Raw genomic sequence first — 20662 nt, forward strand, 5'->3', positions numbered from 1 at the left:
TGTCGCACATGGCATTACATGGTCCACCGCGACAAGACGGTCAGTCCGGAATCACCCAGTCCGACCAACGGTTAGCGGGGTTGACCCGGTACGCACCGGGAAAGACCCGGGCCATCAGGGCAGGCATCGCTTCGGTCCCCGGCAGCGTTCCCTGCCTTTTCCATACCTCGGGGTCTTGGCACGACAACTCGAAGGTCAGTTGTACCGGTATCGATCCCGGGAGAGCCTCCCCGCAGGCCTGGGTCGCGGTAACGGTGTGATCGGCATGAACGATTGGCGCAAGCACCACGGCCGTGCTCGAAACGGCAACTCCGGCAAATGTTTTCACCGTCCAAGAGAAAAGCGTCACGCGACCCTGTCCATGTGCGCCGCCGAGTCGCCGATCGTCGCGTTGCCGTCGCCAATGATGGTGTGCAGCAGCGCTTTCTGCTCGCGTTGTCCGCGGGCCGCCGCGCGGTCCATACCGCCGGGCATGGCCAGGGCCGCGAAACTGCGGGTCACGTTGACCGGGATCCGCAACAGCGGATACCAAGGCGGCACGTACGCCGGCAGGCCCAGCGCGCGCATCGCCCGCGGCCCGAGGAAACCGCTGGTCACCGACAGATGCTGGGCCCGTGCCAGGCGCCGGCGCAGGCCGGGCATGCTGCGGTAATGCCAGACCAAAGGGTCGTCGGCCATGGGCACGGCCAGCTGCTTGGTGGACTCGTCGGGACGGGCGAGTGCGGTGGAGGTGTGATAGAGCACGCGCATCCCGTCGCGGAAGGTGCGCGGCAGCCATTCGTCCTGCACGCCGATCAGCCAGCCGACGTAGCGGGTCAGGTGCGCAATCGCGTCCAAATCGCCCGGCGTGGGGACGATTCCCATCCCGATCGCGCCGACGGGTGGTGCGATGAGTGCGCCCACCAGCGTTGCCGCCATGTCGGTTTGATTGACCGGCAGGCCCCATTCGTCGGCGCGCCAGTCGGGCATCGCCGCTACATGCCGGCGCACCAGCGCATGGATCAGCCGGACCCGCAGGGTCGAGCGGTAACCGATGGCCAACGGTTGCAGGCCGCCGTCGGAGATGACGTCCATCGCCCACTGCATGGTCTCCGCGAACCGCTTGTTGGAGCCCTTCTCCAGCGCACCGGTCCGCAACAGCGTCTTGTTGAATCCGGAAAATTGGTAGCCGCCGAGCAGTGACACGTCACGCGCGACGTACATGCCGTCGGCGCCACCTCTGCGCAGCGCCCGTTCTCCTCTGCGTAGCTTGCGCGCGTCCACCCAATCCGGAAGCGACTCCACCCCAACAAAAAAGTCGCGCAACGGGTCCGGCGCATCTGGCACATTCGCGATGCCCTGGGCAAGCGCCCGGTCGAACAGCGGCCGCATCTGCTCCATCCCGGCAGACGCCATCCACCCGACGAGTCGGTCCATCGGCTCATCGCCGACGGTGAGCCGCTCGCCCAGCCTGCGCCACTGCTCCGGCGTGGGCTCACGCAGCCCTAACAGCCGCGCGAACAACCAGATGGCAGCCGGAACCGCCAAAGGCTTCGCGGGATGGCGAGCCGGAACTGGCAGGTTCATCACCGCTCCTTGAGCCTCACGTTTGGATAACGCTCGTGTTCCAAAGGTAGGTGCCGGGTAGGGTTGCTGTCAATGAAACGCGCGGAAGTGGTGCGGGACTACGGCGGCATCAGCGCGGCCGACCGGCGAGCCGAACGCCGCCGCAAGCTGCTCGCCGCCGGGCGGCAGATCTGGGGGGAATCCGGAATCACCGAGGTGACCGTCCGCGGCGTGTGCAACGCGGCCGGACTGATCCCTCGGTACTTCTACGAGCAGTTTCCGAACCGGGACGCGCTGCTGTTCGCCGTCTCCGACGACGTTCGCGATGAACTGCTCGACACAATGGTGGGCGCCGCGATGCGTGACTCCGGCAGCCTCCGGGACAAACTCCGTTCGGCGCTGACAGCGTTCCTGGACATCATCGCCGCCGACCCCCACGTCCATCGCATCGCCACCGGCGACGTGAGCAGCGTTGCGGGTCTGGCGCAGCACCGCACGCACATCCTGGACATGATCACCGACCTGGTCATCCAGTACAGCCCTGATGTCCTGCCAGATTTCACAGCGAGTCCGGCCGACTTGCGGCGCGGGGCGGTGTTCATGGTCGGTGGGGTGAACCAGATCATCGAGGCCTGGCTCGAGGATCCTCAGGAAACCACTCATGAGCTGGCCGCCATATGCGCTGACCTGTGCGTCGCCGTGGTGCGCGGGGTCAGGCGTTCGAGCTAGCCAGCGCGCCGCTTCGAGGCAGTCGCAGTCATCGCCGCAGTCCGGCGATGAGCCGCTGCATGCTTCGGGTCAGCGACGGCGGAACGTGGTCTGGATCCATCAGGTCGTTCTCCGCGAGCGGGCTCGCCTCGTCGGACACCGTGCGTTCGGTAACCGGCCGCAACGTCCTGCCCTGGCCGCGTAACGACTCGACGGTCTTCAGGAATGACCCGCATTCGGCCATCGTCCTCTCGAACTCGCCGACGGACACTCCGAGGTGTTCCGACACCAATCGATTACGCGTCGATGTGACCTGCCGGCGGACGTCATCGTGTTGTGACACATCCGGATTCGCCTCGATGGCGAGATCGCACTCGCTGTCGAATCCCATCGATCGGTTGTTCAGGTTCGACGACCCCACGCGCAACAGGCGGTCGTCGACCACCAGCACCTTCGAATGAATATAGATCGGCGTACCGCCGTCGGTCGCGGGCCAGTAGACGCCCAGTCGACTGTGATCGTCTGCGTCCCATAGCACTTGAATGAGCCGGTGGCGTGCACCGTCCATCGTTCCCCGCTCGAGGGCATTGTTGCCTTTGCGAGGAACGACGATGACGATCTCCGGCCCCTGGTCTTCACTGAGTCGCGCCGCGAGCGCATCGACGATGCGCCGGGCTGCCAAATACTGGTTCTCCAGGTAGATGGTGTGCCGGGCCGCCGCTATGGCCGCCAGGTTCAGCGCCTCGACCTCCCGAACCTCCTTGCGCCCAGGCAGTTTTGGCAAAGTTCGCGCGATTCCGACATCGACGGCATGCAGTGTCGGCTGCAGTCCGCTGGGCCACGCGACGTGCTTGGCCTCAACCGCCCGCAGCGATCCGTCGGTCGCGGACCGCCAGCGGGCTCGGGCTTGGTCACCCAGCGCCCGCGCGGCGGCACCGTCGACGGCCACCGCGACGTCATGGCGAGGGCCGTAGCTACGCCCTAACGCCCGGCGATGCCGGCTGCGCTGCTCATGCGCAGGGGTGTCCCACCGGCCGATGGTGATGTCGATGCCACCGCAGAACGCCACCGCATCGTCGACGACCACGATTTTCTGGTGATGAACGGCACCGGTCGGACGCTTGCCGTCGACAGCGAAATGCATTCGCTTGCTGGTGATTTGATTGACCAGCGAAACCGGCGTGAGCCCATACCAGATGCCGTCGAAGGCGGGCAGCAGGCGCAGATTGGACTTGAGCAGGTAGATCTTGAGATCCGGCCGTTTCCACACCATCCAATAGAGGAAGGCACCCAACTGGTTGGGTCCGGGCAGCGTCTTGGCGCCTCGTTCGAATGTCGTCCTGGCATCCAAATCCCAACCGATCAGCATGATTCGGTGCCGAGCGCGCAGCATCGCCGCCTTGACGTGCTTGAAGTAGTCGGCGGCATCGATGATGCAGGCGAACTGGTCGGCACGCTCTATGCGCCAGCATGTCTGACCGGGAGTCAGCAATCGATCGTCGGGCACTCGGGATCTCTCAACTGACTGTTGGACGCGGACACAGCCCAGTTTCCAACAGATTCCGGCTCATCGCCAAATCGATCGCGCAAAGCCGGCCCCACGGGTGAGGTCTCACTGCTTTTCGTCTGCGGCTTCGAGCTCCGATCCTGGCCTGACCGAGCACTGCGGAAGCCGATGCAATTCATCGGGGCCCCCACCGTCCACCCGAAGCTGGCGTCGACCGTCCTCGGTGGTGGCGACACCGATGGGCGACTGTTCCCCGCCGGCGCCGTCGGAATCGAGGAAAAGCTGCAATTCTCCGGAATCCACGTACAGGACGGCGTCATCGCTGGACAGCTTCCAGGGCTGACCATCGGTCGGCCACCGGCCACCGACGAGCCGAATGTCGTTGCGGGCCTTGTCTTCCTGATCGTCGTCGTCCTCCTGAACCGTGGCGCAACTGACCCACAGTTTGCCGGGCACCGGGCGGAAGTACACCGCCAGGCGCTGCCGGTTGAGGTTCACGTCAACCGGTATTCCGATCGGGGGGAGCAAGGTGCCCTCGGGACGGTCGTTGAGCGATTTCTTGACTTGACGGGATCCGATGCCGGTGCCGAACCAGTCGATCGTGAGCACGGTGGTGAGGTATTGCGCGATCGCCAGCGTCAGCAGTCCACCCGCGCCGGCCGCGCCCACGCCCGCTGCCCCCACCGCCCAGGTGACCGGCAGCGCGAGCAGGCCGATCACTGCGGCGGCTCCGGCGGCGGTGGCGGCCTTGCCTGCCAGCGAAAGGTTGAAGTCCGCATTCACTTCCGGCTCTTCGGGATTCTGCGCCGGTCGCACCCCGACGGTCCGGGGCAGCTCGTCGAATCGCTCGCTGACCCGCTTGACCTCTGCCTCGTAGTCCTGGTGGCTGAGCTCACCGGCGCGCTTCTTCTCGGAAGCCTCGCGCATTTCCTGCTCGAGACTCTCCATGGTTCCGTTGGATCGCTGGGTCTCCTCCCCCTTCGGGTCACGCGGTATGTCGTCGAGGCCCATCTCGTAGGTGACCTTGAAGTTCGCTTTGAAGTCGTAGAGCTTGGTTTCGGCGCTCACCGTGCCGTCGATGACCAACCGGCCGTCCTCGGTCCGGGGCACGATATCGGCGTCCAGAGCGTCCAGGCTGCGGTCTTGTCCGCCGATGCTGATAGTTTTCGGACCCATCAGCAGGCACGCCGCTTCGGCGTCGAAGTCGCTTTCGTCCAGACCGAAGCTGTTCATCACGGTGCCCCGGACCTGCCGCAGGATGCTCCACCCGGTGACGGCCAATCCGGCTTTCTCCCTGGGGTTTTCGGCCAAGATCGATGCCGGCAGGTCCTCGCCTGCCGGAAGTTCGCGCAGCGTCTGCAGCTGGACCACCATGGATTCGTTGATGGCGTTCTCGGACGACGCGCCGACATAGAAGCGCTGCACGACGGCGTCAAGAGCCTTGAACGTGCTGTCGTCCTGCGCGTCGGGGTCGATGTCCAGCGGTGCGGGCAGGAGATTGGTGATACCGTCCTCGCCCATGTCCGCGAGCTTGGGGCGCACCGCATCGGCGATCTGGGCGGCCAGCGAGTCGAGCACCTTGTCTCTGGCCTCGTCATCCGACAGACCGGGATGCTGCAGCTTTTCCAGGTTCACCATCAGCTCCCCCGCGATGCTGTGGGTTATCCAATACGCCTCGGCATAGTCGAGTTCCCAGGTGATTCGCGGGTCTTGTCCGGTGAAGGCGGTCTCGCCAGCGGAACGTCGCTCGATGTGCGGACCGAACAGGCGCGGGGCGTAGTCGTCGCGCAGTGAGGTGGCCAGCAGGATAGGAGCATCTTGCACGCCGAAGTTCAGGGCGATCGTCTGCTTACCCGGCTCTGTGTGGTGTGGCTCGAGCTGATCGTGAATCGTCAGCCGGCCGAAAAGCGGAATCTCGTTGTACGGGATGTCGCGTGCTTCCCCGGCGCGCGGACCGTCCGGAATGGTGATCGTCGCCGGTGGCAGCTCGACCAACGGGATACAGGTAACCGAGTCGATGACGATTTTCGAGTTGAAGATCACCAGATCGATCGCGAAATGCCGTAACGGATCACGGGTTTCGCCATCGGATTCCTCTTGCCACAGCCGCTGATGCGAATCGAGGATGAACCAGACCCGGTCCACGGTGAGATCGAGTGTGGCCGTCGCCGAGTACCCGGTGCCGTCGACGGATTCCGTGTAGCTGTCGCCGCTGAACATGTCGGCCGTCTGATCCTGGACTCGTTCACGATGAATTTCGATGATCGTGTCGGGTCGTTGCATGGCGAACTCCAATGGCTGGGCGGCGCGCGATCGGCTTGCGAACTCTGTACCCGCCAGGCGGCGTTTTGAGTCACCAGGATTCCGCTGCTTAGTTCTGGCGACCAACCAGCTCGGCGACAAAACGATCGATGAAGCCGTTTACCGGCGCCCTACCGAGCGGCCTGATGACGAACTTCGACAAGCCAGAGTCCAGATAGGCATCGAGTTGACGGTGCAACTGGTTCCACCCGGCAGCGACCAACTCGCCGGGATCGAGATCGGGACGACGCCGGCGGATCGCTGCCATCACCTCCGCCGGCAAGTCGCCGTCGGCGACGGCCAGAGAAATGCCGAAGTGATCGGCCTCGATTTGCCGCCCTGCCTCCGCCGAAGCCCGTCCGATCGCCTCCCGTCCCTTGCGGGCCTCGTTGGGCGTGAGAAAACTCCCCAACCAGCCGTCGGCCAGCGACCCGATCCGACGGAACGCCGGAGGCGACGAGCCGCCCAGCCAAATGTCCAGCGGAGGCGCGGGGCGCGGTGCGACCGCTGCGGCATTGACCGTGAAAAACCTGCCGCGATAGGTGACCGAGTCATCGACCAGGGCCGAGCGCAGTACCAGCAGCGATTCGTCGAACACCGCTGCCCGTTCGCCTTCAGGTACTGCGAACACCTCGCGCTCGGCCGGAATCGCGGAACGCAGACCGAAGACAGGAAGAACTCGCTTGGGTGCGAGTGCCGCGAGCGAGGCCAGCTGTTTGGCAACCAGCACCGGATGACGACCCGGCAACACCGCCACCGAAGTGCCCACCTTCAATCGATTGGACCGCGCCAATGCGTACGCCATCCCGACCATCGGATCCACCGCCGGGGAATAGACCAGCTCGGAGAACCACAGCGAGTCCACCCCGGCAGATTCCAAGTGGTCGACGATTTCGCCGAGTTGATCGGGCGCGGTGTCCGCACCCAGCCCGACGCCGAAGCGAATCTTCACCCGGGTCTCCCTCCGTTTAGCTGCAAAAGAGACCAACGCAACGGGCCCTCGATTTGTGTCCCACCAGTCAGCTGAGCCGGAGCAGCTCCACAAACGCCTGCGCTGCCGCGGTCACGCCGGCGTCGTCGTCGGTGGCCACCAGGTCGAGCAGCAGTCCGCGGGTGACACCCAGGCCCAGGCGCACCAACGCCGGGTCGCTGGTGCCGCCGGCCGCCTTGTCCACCTCGGCCAGCCAGGTGTCGACAGCGCCGGGCACCATGCGTGCAAAGGGCTCCTCGCCCTGCACGCCGCGGGAATAGCACTCGAAGAAGAGCCGCTCGAGCGGCCGTAGCTCAGGCCGGCACAGCATTTCCCACATTGCGGCGAAGCTGCCGGCCGGCTCGACGGGCAGATCGGACAGCACAGTCATTTGCCGTTGTTCGACCTCCTCCACGATTGCCAGCAGCAGTTCGTCGCGGGAGGCGAAGTGGTGCAGCAACATGCGATGGCTGGTGCCGACGGCAGCGGCGACTTCGCGCAGCGAACGGTCCCCTATGCCGGCCGCGGCGAGTTCTTCCACCAGCGCATCGAGCAGCTGCTGGCGTCGACTGAGGTCAGGAGTGCGGGCCAAGGGATTGCCGCAGTTGCTCGCTGCGGCCCTTGAGGCCGTGGGCTTCCATCTCGAGGTAGCGCCGCGTCGTGCGGAGCATGAGTCGGGCCACGATCGCCCCTATCGGGCCCTGTTGGTCGAGCTTCTGGTCTACTCGTGTCCGGCCATCGGCGACCGACGTCACCGTGTGAGTGGCCACGGTCCTGCCGCCAGGCGAACGTTGCGCCCAGGTCCACGACACCCCCGGTGACACCTCGGTGACTTCCCACACGAGCGTCGGCAGCTTCGGTTGTTTGATCTGGAACCGCTTACCAACAGCGAGTCCGGGTCCGTCGAGGGCGACCAGGCTGGTGACCGAGGCGGTCCATTCCGGCCACCGCTCAACATCGCTGAACACCTCCCAAACCAGGGACGCCGGTGCATGAATATCCACGCCGCTCTCAGTAATCATGTACCAAATGGTACATGAATCGTCCAGGTGTCGGCTAGTCGGTCTTTCCCACCCGAGCGCACGCTCATAGGCTCGCCTGATGGACTTCGAGTTGCATCGCAAAGATCTGCACCAGACCCGGCTCCTCTTCGGCGATGCACCGTCGCCGAAGGATGGGGCCGCGCTGCTGCGCGTCGAGTCGTTCGGCCTGACGTCGAACAACATCACCTATGCCGTCTTCGGCGAGGCGATGAAGTACTGGGATTTCTTCCCGGCGTCGGATCCGGACTGGGGAAAGCTCAACGTCTGGGGTTACGCCCACGTGGAGGAATCGCGACATCCCGACCTGGCGCAGGGCACCCGCGTCTACGGCTACCTGCCGTGTGCGAGTCACCTGCTGGTCATCCCGGACCGCATCAACGAGAAGGGATTCATCGACGCGGCCCCGCATCGCGCGGCGCTGCCCTCCGCCTACCAGGGCTACCGCGACGTCCAGACCGATCCGGTGTACTCGGCCGATCGCGAGGCAGCACACATCCTGTTCTTCCCCCTGTTCTTCACGTCGTTCCTCATTGACGACTTCGTCGCCGACGAAGGCTTCTTCGGCGCCGACACGATCGTGATCTCCAGCGCCTCGTCGAAAACGGCGATCATCGCGGCCTACCTTCTGGCCAAGCGTGACGGCGTCCGAATCGTGGGCCTGACGTCGGCGGGCAACAGCGAGTTCGTCACGGGACTGGACGTCTACGATTCGGTCTACGGATACGACGACATCTCTCAGTTGCCGGGCGACCGTGCCGTCTACATCGACATCTCCGGCGACGGAAATATCCGCACCGCCATCCACGCCCACTACGGCGACCGCCTCGCCCACAGCGCTGCCGTCGGCATGACGCACTGGACCGAGATGGCGCAAGGTAGCGGACATCTCGAGGGCCCCAGCCCCGTCTTCTTCTTCGCACCGGACCGCATCAAGAAGCGCGGCTCCGACTGGGGCACAGCGAAACTCGACCTCAATGTCGCCGAGGCATGGACGCCCTTTGCCGAGTGGGCGTCGAATTGGCTTCGGGTCGAACGGATCTCGAGCACCGATGACATCCAGCGGGCCTACCTCGAGCTGCTCGACGGCAAAGTCGACCCCAGGGCCGGCACGATTGTGGATCTGTGAACCGACTCCAGCGCGACGACGGCGTCGCCCTCGCCTACCAGGTGCACAACCCGCAGGGGTCGGGCGTGCCGCTTTTGCTCACGCACGGCTTCGGTGCCACCGCGGGCATGTGGGGCCCCAATATCGATGCGCTCAGCGCCGACCGGCCGGTGATTGTCTGGGACCAGCGCGGGCACGGCAGCAGTGATGCGCCCGATGACCTGGACCGCTACAGCGAGCAGATCAGCGTCGCCGACATGGCGGCGATTCTCGATGCCGCAGGTGCCGATCGGGCAGTCGTCGGCGGAATGTCGTTGGGCGGCTACCTATCTCTGGCCTTCCACCTCGCTCATCCGCAGCGGGTGGCCGCGCTGGTGCTGGTTGACACGGGACCGGGCTTCCGCAACGACGAAGCCCGCGAGAAGTGGAACGCGTGGGTGGAACGGCGCGCCCAGAACCTCGAGCGCGGCGAGACGCCGGCCGACATGTCCGCGGAACTCGCCCAAGCGGTGCACGAGCATCCCGAGGGATTGCCGCGCGCCGCCCGCCGTGTCATGGCGCAGAAGGACGCTCGCGTGATCAGCTCGCTCGACAGCATCACGGTGCCCACATTGGTGGTCGTCGACGCCGACGACACCGACTTCCTGGCTGGGGCCGAATACATGGACCGAAAGATCCCCAATTCTCGCAAGGTCGTCATCGAGAACGCGGGGCATGCTGCGAACATGGACCAGCCCGAGGCGTTCAACACGGCCGTACGCGAACTACTGGAACAGCTTTGAGCACGCCGGACGTCACCGTCGAAGCCGTCGGCCACGTGGCCGTGGTCGAGATCCATCGCCCCCCGAACAACTACTTCGACACCGCGTTGATCGAGGGCATCGCCGATGCCTACGAGCGACTCGACGACGAAGCCGAATGCCGGGCAATCGTGTTGTGTGCGAAGGGAAAGCACTTCTGCGCCGGTGCCGACTTCTCTCGACCCACCGAGGATCGCTTGTCGCCCGGCGACCTTTACGCCCAGGCCATCCGGCTGTTCCGCACCAGCAAGCCCGTCGTCGCCGCGGTGCAGGGCGCCGCGATCGGCGGCGGACTTGGACTTGCCCTCAGCGCAGACTTCCGGGTGGCTGCACCCTCGTCGAAATTCGCGGCCAACTTCAGCCGGCTCGGGTTCCATCCCGGCTTCGGCATCACCGCCACCTTGCCACGTGTCGTCGGTCAGCAACGTGCACTCGAGTGGACGCTCACCGGTGAGCGTTTCGGCGGTGAAATCGCTTATGCCGCAGGGTTGGTCGATGAACTGGCCGACGATGGCGAAGTGCGGCCGGCGGCGCTTCGGTTCGCCGAGCGTATCGCCGCGTCAGCTCCCCTGGCGCTCACCAGCATTCGCTCCACCATGCGCGCCGGACTCGCGGAGGAGGTCGCCGCCGCCACCGCTCGCGAGCTCGAAGAACAGACCCGGCTTCAGGCAACCGCCGACTTCCGTGAGGGCGTGACGGCAGCAGCCCAGCGGCGCGCTCCGATGTTCACGGGTCGCTGAGTTCGTGTTCGATGCGCTCGACCATGTGATCGTCGCGGTGCGCGACCTCGACGACGCCACGCGCCGCTACGCGACACTGCTGTCCCGGAGCCCGTCGTGGCGCGGAGATCATCCAGGATGGGGCACGGCCAATGCCCTGTTTCGGCTGGACAACACCTACCTTGAGCTGATCACGCCGCACGGTGATGGCGCCTTTGGGCGCACCGTCGCGGCGCAGCTCGACCACCGGGGCGAGGGCCCGATCGGGCTGGCGTTCGCCACTTCCGATATTGACGGCGTGCACACGCAACTCACCGCGAACGGCCTCGAGCCGTCGCCCGTGTCAGCCGGTCTCGGCCGCGACACCCACACAGGGCTGACCCGGCGCTGGCGCAGCGTGCTGCTTCCGGAAACACGAACGCGCGGTGTGCTGATGATCGCGATCGAGCACGAGTCGCCGGATCTCCTTCCCGAGGCAGCGCCGGTCGGATCCGAGGGTGCAATCGTCACGGGGATCGACCACGCAGTGGTGAGTACATCCGACGCGGACGCTGCGATCACGCTCTACCGTGATGGGCTCGGCCTGCGCCTCGCGCTCGACCGCAGCTTTCCGGACTGGGGCATGCGGCTGGTGTTCCTCCGCGTTGGCGGAGTCACCGTGGAGCTCGCACAGCCACTCCGCGAGGCGCAGCCCAGAACCGAAACCGATCGGGTTTGGGGCCTCTCCTGGCGCGTTCCCAACGCCGATGCCGCACGGGCACGGCTCGCCGAGGCCGGGCTCGATGTGTCCGAGGTCCGCCCAGGCCGCAAGGCCGGCACTCGCGTGCTCAGTGTTAAGGACGGCACGTGCGGCGTACCGACGCTGTTGATCGAGCCGGCTGAGTCCGGGAAGCAAGGCGAGGCCCGAGCTTGAGGAACTCGTCGTCCACTTCGCCGTCTATCTTGGGTGGAACCTCGCGCGGCGCCTCGACGACCTGCTGGTTGAGGTAGCGGACGGGATTCGCTGAAAGAGCGGCACTTGTAGAGACAGCAGCAAGCGGTGAGGATTCATCCCGATGATGCCCTTCAAGCGCCCGGGTGCCGTGTTGGTGGAGATGCTCTCAGCAGTCGTCGTGCTGGCGCAGTGCAGCGCCACACCGCCACCGCAGGCGGCCACACCGTCCCCGTCTGCCTCGGCGTCATCGTCACCCTCGGCCGCCACGTCGCCGTCGGCTGCCGCATCGCCGTCGCCCAGCGCGCCGCCGGCACCCGTCGCTACGTCAGTTCAGCCGGTCACTGCCGCCGATCTGGGCACGACCTGGCATCCGGGTTGCCCCGTGGAGCCCGAGCAGCTGCGACGGGTTGACGTCGCCTACATCGGTTTCGACGGCCAGACCCACCACGGCGAGCTGATCGTGCACGAAGAGCTGGTGCCGGACGTCATCGCGATCTTCGAACAGCTCCACCGAATGAGTTATCCCGTCGACAAGATTCGTACGGTCGACCACTACTCAGAGGCTGACGATGAGCTGTCCATGGAGGACAACAACACGTCGGCGTTCAACTGCCGACTCATCCCGGGCTCCAACCAGTGGTCTCCACACGCTTACGGTCGTGCTATCGATCTCAATCCGCTCATCAACCCGTGTCTCTACACCGGCGGATACTTCGAACCGCGGAACGCGGCGGCCTACCTGGACCGCAGCCGCACCGACCCGGGACTCATACACAACGACGACCCCGTCGTGCACGTCTTCGCAGATCGAGGCTGGGCGTGGGGTGGCTACTGGGCGACCGACACCGACTACCAACACTTCGAGCGGCCCTGAGCTTCACAGACCCAGGGCCTGCGCCGCCGCCGTCGCCACCTCACCCCGGATGTCTGAGATCGGTGGACTGCCCCGGGTATGAATCGAATTCGTGAGCAGTACCACGTAGGTGTCTGAGCCTGGGTCCAGCCACATCGAGGTTCCGGTGAAGCCGGTATGGCCGAAGCTGCCGACGGGGAAGACCATGCCTCGCGGCATCGAGAGGGGCGTGTCGATGTCCCAGCCGAAGCCGCGCAGGTTTTGCCCCGCGATCGCCGGATAGTGCGGAGCGAGCAGCGAACCCGTCGCATTCGGTCTTTTTGCGATGGCTTGTCGGGCGGCATCATTGGCCGCTTCGAGTTGTCGAGGCGTATGGCCCGGCTGCTGCGGAGTCGTCATCAACTCCAAAGTTGCTTGGCTCAGCGGGAATTCGCTTGGACGTCCGGCAAGTCTATCGAGCAGGGCTTGCGCAAAGATGCCGACATCATGGGCCGTGGAGAACACACCGGCATGCCCGGCCACCCCGCCCATGCGCCGCGCGGTCGTGTCATGCACGGTGCCCCGGAGCAGTTGATCGAGATCAGGATTCTTGCCCGGATCCGCTCTGCCTTCTTCGTCGCGTGCTGTCGGAGCGATGCGCGACAACAGACCGACGTTCCAGGTGCCTGCCGGACAAGCGGCAGGCGCGGTACTCGCGGAAGCGGAAGCCCAGCCGATCGCAGCCCCCCTTACCGTGTGCGGACCGCATGCTTTGGCCACCGGAAGATAGCGGGTTTCTGCCATGCCAAGTGGCGCGAATACGTGTTCTTGAACGTAGACGTCTTCTGCCTCGCCGGTGATTTTCTCGAGCAGCGCGCCTAGCAGGATGAAGTTGATATCGGAGTAATGGAAAACCTCGCCGGGCGCCGACTGCAGCGGCGTATTGAGAGCGCGATGTGTGCCCTCTGCTTTGTCGGTTCGGTCCAGTCCCCACGGATCTTTGAGTTCTACATCCCCCGGTTCGCCTGAAGTGTGCGTAAGCAACATGCGAACCGTCACCTGTGCACGCACCGGATCATTCGCCGGATTGAAGTCGGGCAGATACTGCTGGACGGGATCGTCGAACTGAACCATGCCTTGTTCGTAGAGCTGCAGGACGGCGGTCGCCGTGGCGAGGATCTTCGACAGCGACGCCAAGTCGAAGATCGTGTCCTCGGTCATCGGCTCCGCAGGCGCGGGGAGTCCGTTCAGCCCCGGTTCGCCCGCGAGCTTGCGTGAGCCATAAGCCTGGTGGAAGGCGATCTGGCCCCCGTGCCCGATCATCACCACAGCACCTGGCAGCCGATTGGCCGCAATCGCATCGGTGATCAGCTTGGAGACCTTCGCGAACTCAAGTGCGGTAGCCGGATCGGGCGGCTGGGACGGCGTCGTGAATTCTGTTGTCGGAGCCGGGACCACCGGCGCAGCCGGCGGGGATGTCGCGTGACCGGCGTCGTTTGCCGCGGTGTGGGCTGCTTGACCACGCGAGCAAGCGGTGAGCGCAAGAAGGAGAATTCCGATGGCAATGGCTATTCGCATGGGGCCGCCTCATAGCGACAACCGTTGTGGCGCAAGCCAATTTGTCGCTCGGAGTCGGGCAAAAAGACAACCGCTTCTCTCCAGTGAATTGAGTGACTGGTGTGACCCGCGGCCTCAAGATCGGCAAAGCCGCCAAGCGAACAGTCGTCGTTCACGGAATTCCCACAGGTCGTTGTCCCGCCATGATGCTGTGTCCCGAGTCGAACTCAGCTTAGTGTGGTCAGCAGGAGAAGGACGGGACCAATGGAAATGAACGACGAATCCGTCACAACGCTAGAGGATCTCCGGGGCGATCTGGCGCAACGGTATAGGTGGGCACCTACCGGCGGGAGCTCCGTCGACGGCGCGATCGTCGATGCTGACTTAGCGGCCCTCGACCGTGACGGCTACGTCGTCTGGCAGAACCTGCTGAGTGCCGACGAGTGCAGGCAAATCCGTGAGGTCGTGCGCCCCTGGCTGGTACACACTGGACGCAACTCGTTCGAGGGCCGGCGGACCCAACGCATCTACAGCGTGCTGAGCCGGACGCGGGTGTGCGACCGGCTCGTCGACCATCCCCGCGTGCTCGCGGTGCTCGATCGGCTGCTGATGCCCAACTACCTGCTTTCGGCGTTGCAGGCCATCAACATTCAGCCGGGGGAGACCGCGCAGCTTCCTCACCACGACGACGGCTTCTACCCGATTCCGCGCCCACGCGATCCATTGACGGCGGCGACGATTTGGGCGATCGACGACTTCACCGCCGACAACGGCGCCACGGTCCTCATACCTGGCAGCCACCGCTGGGGCAAACGTCGCCCGACTCCAGGCGATCAGGCCGTACCTGTCGTCATGCCCGCCGGTTCGTGCGTCTTCTTCGTCGGCACCCTTTGGCATGGCGGAGGCGCCGACACCACCACCCGCGACCGCCTTGCCGTCACCGCCCAGTACTGCCAACCGTGGCTGCGACCGATGGAGGCGTTCACGCTGTCTATATCGCGCGAGACGGCCCGAGCGGTCTCCGACGACATTCGCCGCATGCTGGGCTACAGCATCCACCCGCCGTTCGTCGGCGCGGTCGACGGCCTGCACCCGCTGAGGCTGTTGGAGAACGGGCAGGACGCGCAGGCAGTCACCAGACCCGGACGCGGTCCTCGGGCTTGAGAAACAACGAGTCTCCCGGCTGCACGTTGAACGCCGCATACCACTCGTCCATGTTGCGGACGATTCCGTTGACCCGGAACTTGGCGGGGCTGTGGACGTCCGACAGCAAACGGGTGCGCACAGTCTGGGGCCGACAGATCTCTTTCCAGCTCGCCGCGAAGGCCATGAAGAACCGCTGGTCGCCGGTGAGGCCGTCGATGACCGGCGCCTCTTTTCCGTTGAGGGACAGCTTGTAGGCGTCGTAGGCGATGCGCAGTCCCGCAAGATCGGCGATGTTCTCGCCGATCGTCAGCTTCCCGTTGATGCGATTGCCCGGTAGCGGCTCATAGCCGTTGAACTGCTCGACAAGCTTGTCCGACTCGCGCACATAGCGCTCGGCGTCCGCCGGCGTCCACCAATCGCGCTGCACACCGGTGCCGTCGCTCTTGCGGCCCTGGTCGTCGAACGCATGGCTCATTTCGTGACCGATAGTGGCGCCGATCGCGCCGTAGTTGGCAGCGGGATCGGCCGCGGGATCAAAGTTCGGTGGTTGCAGAATCGCCGCCGGAAACACGATGTCGTTGAGACGCGGAGAGTAGTAGGCGTTGTTGGTCTGCGGCGTCATGTTCCATTCGGCGCGGTCGATCGGTTTTCCCAACTTGCTGACGTCGTCGTCCCACGACCAGATCGCCAGATTGTTCTCGTTGCCGACGAGGTCCGCGGCGCCGATCTTGACCGTCGCATATGACTTCCACTTGTCGGGATAGCCGACTTTGGCAACCAGTGCCGCGAGCTTGGCCTGGGCTTCTTTCTTGGTCTCGGGTGCCATCCACGAGGCGCCGTCGATGCGCTTGCTGTACGCCTTGCGGAGATTTTCGACCAGCGCTCGCGCCCTGTCGCGCGTCGGCTGACTGAAGTGTGCGCCGACATAAAGTTCTCCGACTGGGTCGCCGAGTTCACTGCTCACTCGAGAAACGCCGCGCTTGTCACGCGGTGCCCGCTCCTGGGCGCCCGCCATGGTGCGGCCGTAGAAGTCGAACAGCTCGTCGGCGACCGGCGTCGACAGCTCGCTGCCATATGAATGCAGGACGTGGTAGCGCTCGTACGCCTTCCACGCGTCCAGCGGCTCGGTGGCGAAAAGCTCGGCGGTCTTGCGCAACACGTCAGGCATGCCCACCTGGAAGTCGGTCGTCGTCGGCAGCTTCAGCGCGTCGAACATCTCCCGCAAGGGCGCGCCCTGCGCGAGCTGCTCGACTTCGGCACGCGCCATGATGTTGTCCGTCTTCTCGACGTTGCGCGCGAGTTCCCGCGGCAGTTGCACCTCTGCCAGCTTGGTTTCCAGGGCAAGCAGTTGTTCGGCCTGCTGCTGCGCGTCGGCGTAACCGGCCAGCCCGAGCAGCTTGGCCGCGTGTGCGACGAAGGCCGTTCGCAGCTCGACCGATTCGGGATCGGTGTTCACGTAATAGCCGCGGTCACCGAGCGAGAGGCCGCCCTGCCAAATCCTGGGGATGTACCGGGTCGGGTTGTTCGGGTCAATATCCACCGAGACCGGGAAGGGGTCGTCGACCCGGGTCTTGCCGTTGAAGGACACCAGCACCGCGTTGAGTCCCGGCCTGTCGTTGATGGCGTCGATCGACGCGAGCAGGGGCCGTACCGGCTCGACCCCTTTCTTGTTCAGCAGCGCCTCGTCCATGTACGACGCGTAGAGGTCGCCGATCTGCTGCGAGATATCGCCGGCCGCCGCGTGTTTGGCGCTGGCGCGCTGGACGATCGCCTTGAGGTCGGCGTCGAGCTGGTTCTGAATATCGAGATTAACGCCCGCGCACACCCGGTCTGGGGGGATCTTCGCGTTCTTGATCCAGGTGCCGACGACGTAGTCGAAAAAGTCGTTGCCGGGCCGCACGGACCTGTCCATGTCGGCCAGGTCGACGCCCCAGGAACCGACTTTGGGTGTGGGAGGCTGGGCTACCGGGTGGTCACACCCGACGAGCACCAGGCCGGCGGCGAGCGATGCTGCCACCGAACGAATGAATACACGCACCGCAGACCTCCATGAGCTGGAACGAGAACGTACTGCCCGCCGTCGTACCCGGCGTCACAGGCAATTTACTGCGGCGGCTGCACTGCATGGGACGCACCAACAATGCGGTTGCCGTCGATGCCGGACGGGACCGCAAACCAACGGTGGTGGTGATCGGGACTACCCTCGACCACCTAGCCACAGCGGCGGTTCCTGGCCGTGATGCATGCTCTTGGGCCGCCATCGCTGCCTGCGCAACAGTCGGCCGGCATGGTGCTCAGCAACGTCCTTCAAATACTCGACGTCATCGCTGGTCCACGGGTGCTGGCCTGTCCCGTCCAACCACCACCTCGGTTGGCCGTCTTGCTCGTAACGTGCTATCCGGTAACGCCATGCGACGTGTCTACCCTTGGCATCAACCTGCCAGTCCAGCAGCCGTGGGCGGAGGGCCTCGGGCGTCGTGTGGATGAATTCCCGGGGATCGGTTATCCGGATCTCGATAAACTCGCGACCCATGGATCAACCCTACCTGCGTGCTTGCTTGCGACAGTGGTTCTAACTGAGAAGATGGTGTTCGCGCAAGGACCGACAAGTCGCATGCGCTTGAGACTAAGCGGCCTCCGGCGCTCGCGCGGCACGTCGAGTGCACGCGTCTTGGCACGCGTGGTTGACCCCGGGCAGCACATGGTGAGTGACGTCAACGCTGGTGCGAATGGTGAGCGCGGCGACGACTCCACCGCTTGCGGAAATGGCCGCTGCGATGAACATCGCAACGACGAAGCTGTGACCGAGAGGTTGTCCGATGCCGGCGTGGATACCGGCTGCGATGGGCAGCACCGCGACGGCAAGCAGTCCGGCGAGGCGCGCAATGGCGTTGTTGACACCCGAAGCGGTTCCAGCATGATTTTCCGACACGGCGGCGAGGACCGCCGCCGTCAGCGGCGCGACGGTGATCGCCAGCCCGAATCCGAAGATGGCGACAGCGGGCAACACCGCTTCGAGGTATGAGGCCCCCGGGGTGATGCGGGCCATCAAGGCCAACCCCCCGGCAGCGACCAGCGGGCCGACCGTCATGGGCAGCCGCGGGCCGGTGCGTTCCGTGAGGGCGCCGGCCCATGGGGAACCGACAAGCATGATGACGGTAAAGGGCAGAGTTGCGAGACCGGCAGCGAGGGCCGAGTAATGCAGGCTTTGCTGCAGCTGCAGCGCCAGCAGAAAGAGTGTGCCGCCGAGCGCCGCATAGACGGCGACGGTGGTGAGGTTCGCGCCGGTGAACTGCCGCGAGCGGAACAACGGAAGGGGTAGGAGCGGTGCAGCCGCACGTGTCTCAATCAGCGCGAAGGCCGCCAGCGCTGTGGCGCCTATCGCGGCGGCTGTCACGGTAACCGGTGTCCAGCCGCGAGAAGGGGCTTCGATCAGCGCATAGACCACTCCGGCAAGTCCGAGCATGACCGCCACGGCTCCGAGGATGTCCGCCTGACCCCGTGCGGTGGCACCGCGCGATTCGGGAACGTGGCGCACTGTGATCCAGGCAGCTGCAGCGGCGAGCAAGATGTTCAAGAAGAACACCCACCGCCAGGATGCGGCGTCGACCAGCCAACCGCCGATCAGTGGCCCGAGCGCCGAGGCCACCCCCGACATGCCTGCCCAGATCCCCACCGCGCGCGTCCGATCTTCCTCTCGAACCCCGACATCTATCAAGGCGAGGCTGCCTGGCACCAACGCTGCGGCACCCACGCCCTGCACCACCCGGGCACCGATCAACCAACCAACGGTCGGCGAAAAACCGCAGGCGACAGAAGCCGCGGTGAAAAGGGCCAAGCCGCTGATAAATACGCGGCGCCTACCGTAACGGTCTCCAGCCGCGCCGCCGGAAAGTAGCAATGCGCTCAGTGATAGGAGGTACCCGTCCAGTACCCACTGCTGACCGGTCAAGCCGGCCCTCAAGTCCCGCCCTATGGCGGGAAGCGCGACGTTGACCACCGTGCCATCAAGAAATGCGATCCCGGAGCCCAGAACCGCGGCGGCGATCAGCCACCGAGCATTGGGCGAAGCCAGCGGGACCCTGCGCGGGCCATCCATAGGTTCTGGGGATACGGGTTGATGCATGCTCGTTAATTTCGACGTGGCATGTGTGTCAGCGCTGAACCTCGTTCGAGACCAGGTTTGCGACGCCTCACCTTCGTGGCTGTGTCTCCGTCTTCTGCGCAAAACGGGAAGGTCATGCGCGTGTCCGGTAGCCGCTCCAGCGATCCGGGTCGTCTTCTAGAGCGGCACGGTCCCAGCCGGCATTCACCGCCGCCGCTTCATAGCTGTCCTGCAGGAAGCCGAGTAACGTCCGATCAGGGTCAGCCGCCTGCCGCACCACCTCATATGGCAAGACGTACTCTCCAAGATCTCTGCTGTAGTGAGCCTCCGTGGGACTGACCGGATGGTGGGGGAACCCGTCGGGCTCGGGGTAGGCGTAGGCGTAGAACGCACCTTCATCACCTCCTCCCGGCCAGAACCCAGAACTGCTCAATTCATGTGAGTAGCCCTCGACCATCACCCAGTCCCCCACATTCGGTGCGCCGCCGGGATGGCGGGGTGCATCGCGGCCCGAAAATCGGGTACACGCGAGATCCATTGCACCCCAGTAGAAGTGCACTGGGCTTACCTTGCCGCTGAACCGGGACCGAAACTGGCCGAGTACGCGGTTGGCCTGGAGCAACTGGCACCAGAACAGGTTTGCGGCGTCACGGTCGTACGACGCGTGCTCGCCGTCATCAGCGAAAGGCAGGGCATGGTCAACTTCGTTGGGATATGGATGAATACGGGTGGAAATCCCAATTCATCCAGTGCCTGCATAGTCTGCGAGTAGAACTCGGCAACCGATTTCGGTTTCAGCGCCACGGCGCGGGGCGCGCCGGTACTGCTCCGGATCAATAACTGGTGATCGATGAAGTCGAACTCGATGTCGAACGCCTCGGTCGCATATGGGATCGTCGAGGTCGTCAATCCACGGGGAGTCACGTACAAAGTGACCTGCCACCAGTGATTCACCATGGGTGAATGAACGAGTCGAACCTTGCCGACGATCTGCGTCCACATGTGCAGTGTGTCCCGCGTCGGTGCCCAGTCGTCGACCCGCAGGCTGGGCCAGGCATTGCTATGTTGCGCCATGCAATCACTCCCCTATCCGATGGCGATTTCGAGTGAGCACTTGTTTCAGTCAACTCCTTACCCCTCCTGCGGGCGAGGCGTAGGTCTTTTAACGCGGTCTTTTGCCGCGTATCGCGGCATCTCCTGCGAGCACCACAACTTGTTGAAGCCGTTCGGCCCATCATCGCTATAGCGCGACCGCTGTCGCACGCGACGTGCCCGCCGATTTGAGTCACTCTGTGCAGCCACGGCAGGAAGGAACGCTGGCCCGCGAGCTGGGGCCGCGCGGCATCACCGTCAATCTCATCCAGCTGGAACGTCGACGGCGGGTTCACCG

General features: G+C 64.8%; 18 protein-coding genes and 1 pseudogene. 7 read left to right on the forward strand and 12 right to left on the reverse strand.

Going from position 1 to position 20662, the window contains the following annotated elements:
• Positions 1-40: 40 nt before the first annotated feature.
• On the reverse strand, positions 41-349 hold the full coding sequence (locus A9W99_RS16545; protein WP_067380121.1) for a hypothetical protein: 309 nt from the start codon (positions 347-349) through the stop codon (positions 41-43).
• The gene (locus A9W99_RS16550) at positions 346-1566 is read right to left on the reverse strand and encodes an oxygenase MpaB family protein (RefSeq protein ID WP_067380124.1); all 1221 of its coding nucleotides are present in this window, start codon (positions 1564-1566) and stop codon (positions 346-348) included. Before A9W99_RS16550 ends, A9W99_RS16545 begins: the two co-directional genes overlap by 4 nt.
• A 72-nt stretch (positions 1567-1638) precedes the next feature.
• Between A9W99_RS16550 and A9W99_RS16555 the strand changes: the two genes are divergently transcribed.
• A complete protein-coding gene (locus A9W99_RS16555) occupies positions 1639-2274 on the forward strand; it encodes a TetR/AcrR family transcriptional regulator (RefSeq protein ID WP_067380127.1) in 636 nt (211 codons plus the stop codon).
• 28 nt (positions 2275-2302) lie between these two features.
• On the opposite strand, the gene A9W99_RS16560 is transcribed toward A9W99_RS16555, so the two are convergent.
• From A9W99_RS16560 to A9W99_RS16580, 5 genes are all read right to left on the reverse strand, one after another.
• On the reverse strand, positions 2303-3760 hold the full coding sequence (locus tag A9W99_RS16560; protein ID WP_067380130.1) for a phospholipase D-like domain-containing protein: 1458 nt from the start codon (positions 3758-3760) through the stop codon (positions 2303-2305).
• A 105-nt stretch (positions 3761-3865) separates the two neighbouring features.
• Entirely contained in the window at positions 3866-6043 is a 2178-nt protein-coding gene (locus A9W99_RS16565; protein ID WP_067380133.1) for a hypothetical protein, read from the reverse strand.
• Positions 6044-6131: 88 nt separating this feature from the next.
• A complete protein-coding gene (locus tag A9W99_RS16570) occupies positions 6132-7013 on the reverse strand; it encodes a TIGR03854 family LLM class F420-dependent oxidoreductase (RefSeq protein WP_067380136.1) in 882 nt (293 codons plus the stop codon).
• A gap of 67 nt (positions 7014-7080) precedes the next feature.
• Positions 7081-7623, reverse strand: a complete 543-nt coding sequence (locus A9W99_RS16575; RefSeq protein WP_067380140.1) for a TetR/AcrR family transcriptional regulator — start codon at positions 7621-7623, stop codon at positions 7081-7083.
• Positions 7607-8053 (reverse strand): SRPBCC family protein, encoded by a 447-nt coding sequence (locus A9W99_RS16580; protein ID WP_067380143.1) that lies wholly within the window; start codon positions 8051-8053, stop codon positions 7607-7609. Before A9W99_RS16580 ends, A9W99_RS16575 begins: the two co-directional genes overlap by 17 nt.
• A 79-nt stretch (positions 8054-8132) precedes the next feature.
• Here A9W99_RS16580 and A9W99_RS16585 point away from each other — a divergent pair, with 79 nt between their 5' ends.
• The 5 genes from A9W99_RS16585 (at position 8133) to A9W99_RS16605 (ending at position 12506) form a co-directional block, all read left to right on the forward strand.
• A complete protein-coding gene (locus A9W99_RS16585; RefSeq protein ID WP_067380146.1) occupies positions 8133-9200 on the forward strand; it encodes a DUF2855 family protein in 1068 nt (355 codons plus the stop codon).
• Complete coding sequence (locus A9W99_RS16590) at positions 9197-9961, forward strand: alpha/beta fold hydrolase (RefSeq protein ID WP_067380149.1); 765 nt, start codon at positions 9197-9199, stop codon at positions 9959-9961. The genes A9W99_RS16585 and A9W99_RS16590 overlap by 4 nt, the downstream gene beginning before the upstream one ends.
• Positions 9958-10719, forward strand: a complete 762-nt coding sequence (locus A9W99_RS16595) for an enoyl-CoA hydratase/isomerase family protein (RefSeq protein WP_067380152.1) — start codon at positions 9958-9960, stop codon at positions 10717-10719. Before A9W99_RS16590 ends, A9W99_RS16595 begins: the two co-directional genes overlap by 4 nt.
• A gap of 4 nt (positions 10720-10723) precedes the next feature.
• Positions 10724-11611: a VOC family protein gene (locus A9W99_RS16600; protein WP_067380155.1), complete on the forward strand. Its 888-nt coding sequence runs from the start codon at positions 10724-10726 to the stop codon at positions 11609-11611.
• A 145-nt stretch (positions 11612-11756) separates the two neighbouring features.
• The gene (locus A9W99_RS16605) at positions 11757-12506 is read left to right on the forward strand and encodes a M15 family metallopeptidase (protein ID WP_082930064.1); all 750 of its coding nucleotides are present in this window, start codon (positions 11757-11759) and stop codon (positions 12504-12506) included.
• Positions 12507-12509: 3 nt separating this feature from the next.
• Here A9W99_RS16605 and A9W99_RS16610 read toward each other — a convergent pair whose 3' ends face one another.
• Positions 12510-14042, reverse strand: a complete 1533-nt coding sequence (locus A9W99_RS16610; protein ID WP_067380158.1) for a serine hydrolase — start codon at positions 14040-14042, stop codon at positions 12510-12512.
• A 243-nt stretch (positions 14043-14285) separates the two neighbouring features.
• On the opposite strand from A9W99_RS16610, the gene A9W99_RS16615 reads away from it, so the two are divergent.
• Complete coding sequence (locus tag A9W99_RS16615) at positions 14286-15185, forward strand: phytanoyl-CoA dioxygenase family protein (RefSeq protein WP_067380161.1); 900 nt, start codon at positions 14286-14288, stop codon at positions 15183-15185.
• Here A9W99_RS16615 and A9W99_RS16620 read toward each other — a convergent pair.
• From A9W99_RS16620 to A9W99_RS16635, 4 genes and pseudogenes are all read right to left on the reverse strand, one after another.
• On the reverse strand, positions 15154-17205 hold the full coding sequence (locus A9W99_RS16620) for a M13 family metallopeptidase (RefSeq protein WP_067380165.1): 2052 nt from the start codon (positions 17203-17205) through the stop codon (positions 15154-15156). The genes A9W99_RS16615 and A9W99_RS16620 overlap by 32 nt on opposite strands.
• A gap of 159 nt (positions 17206-17364) precedes the next feature.
• A complete protein-coding gene (locus tag A9W99_RS16625; RefSeq protein ID WP_067380168.1) occupies positions 17365-17700 on the reverse strand; it encodes a hypothetical protein in 336 nt (111 codons plus the stop codon).
• Between the two features lie 93 nt (positions 17701-17793).
• Positions 17794-19293: an MFS transporter gene (locus A9W99_RS16630; protein ID WP_082930043.1), complete on the reverse strand. Its 1500-nt coding sequence runs from the start codon at positions 19291-19293 to the stop codon at positions 17794-17796.
• A 112-nt stretch (positions 19294-19405) separates the two neighbouring features.
• A pseudogene (locus A9W99_RS16635) lies at positions 19406-20346 on the reverse strand (DUF5996 family protein).
• Positions 20347-20662: the final 316 nt, after the last annotated feature.

Source organism: Mycobacterium sp. 1164966.3 (genome assembly GCF_001665395.1).
Lineage (GTDB): Bacteria > Actinomycetota > Actinomycetes > Mycobacteriales > Mycobacteriaceae > Mycobacterium.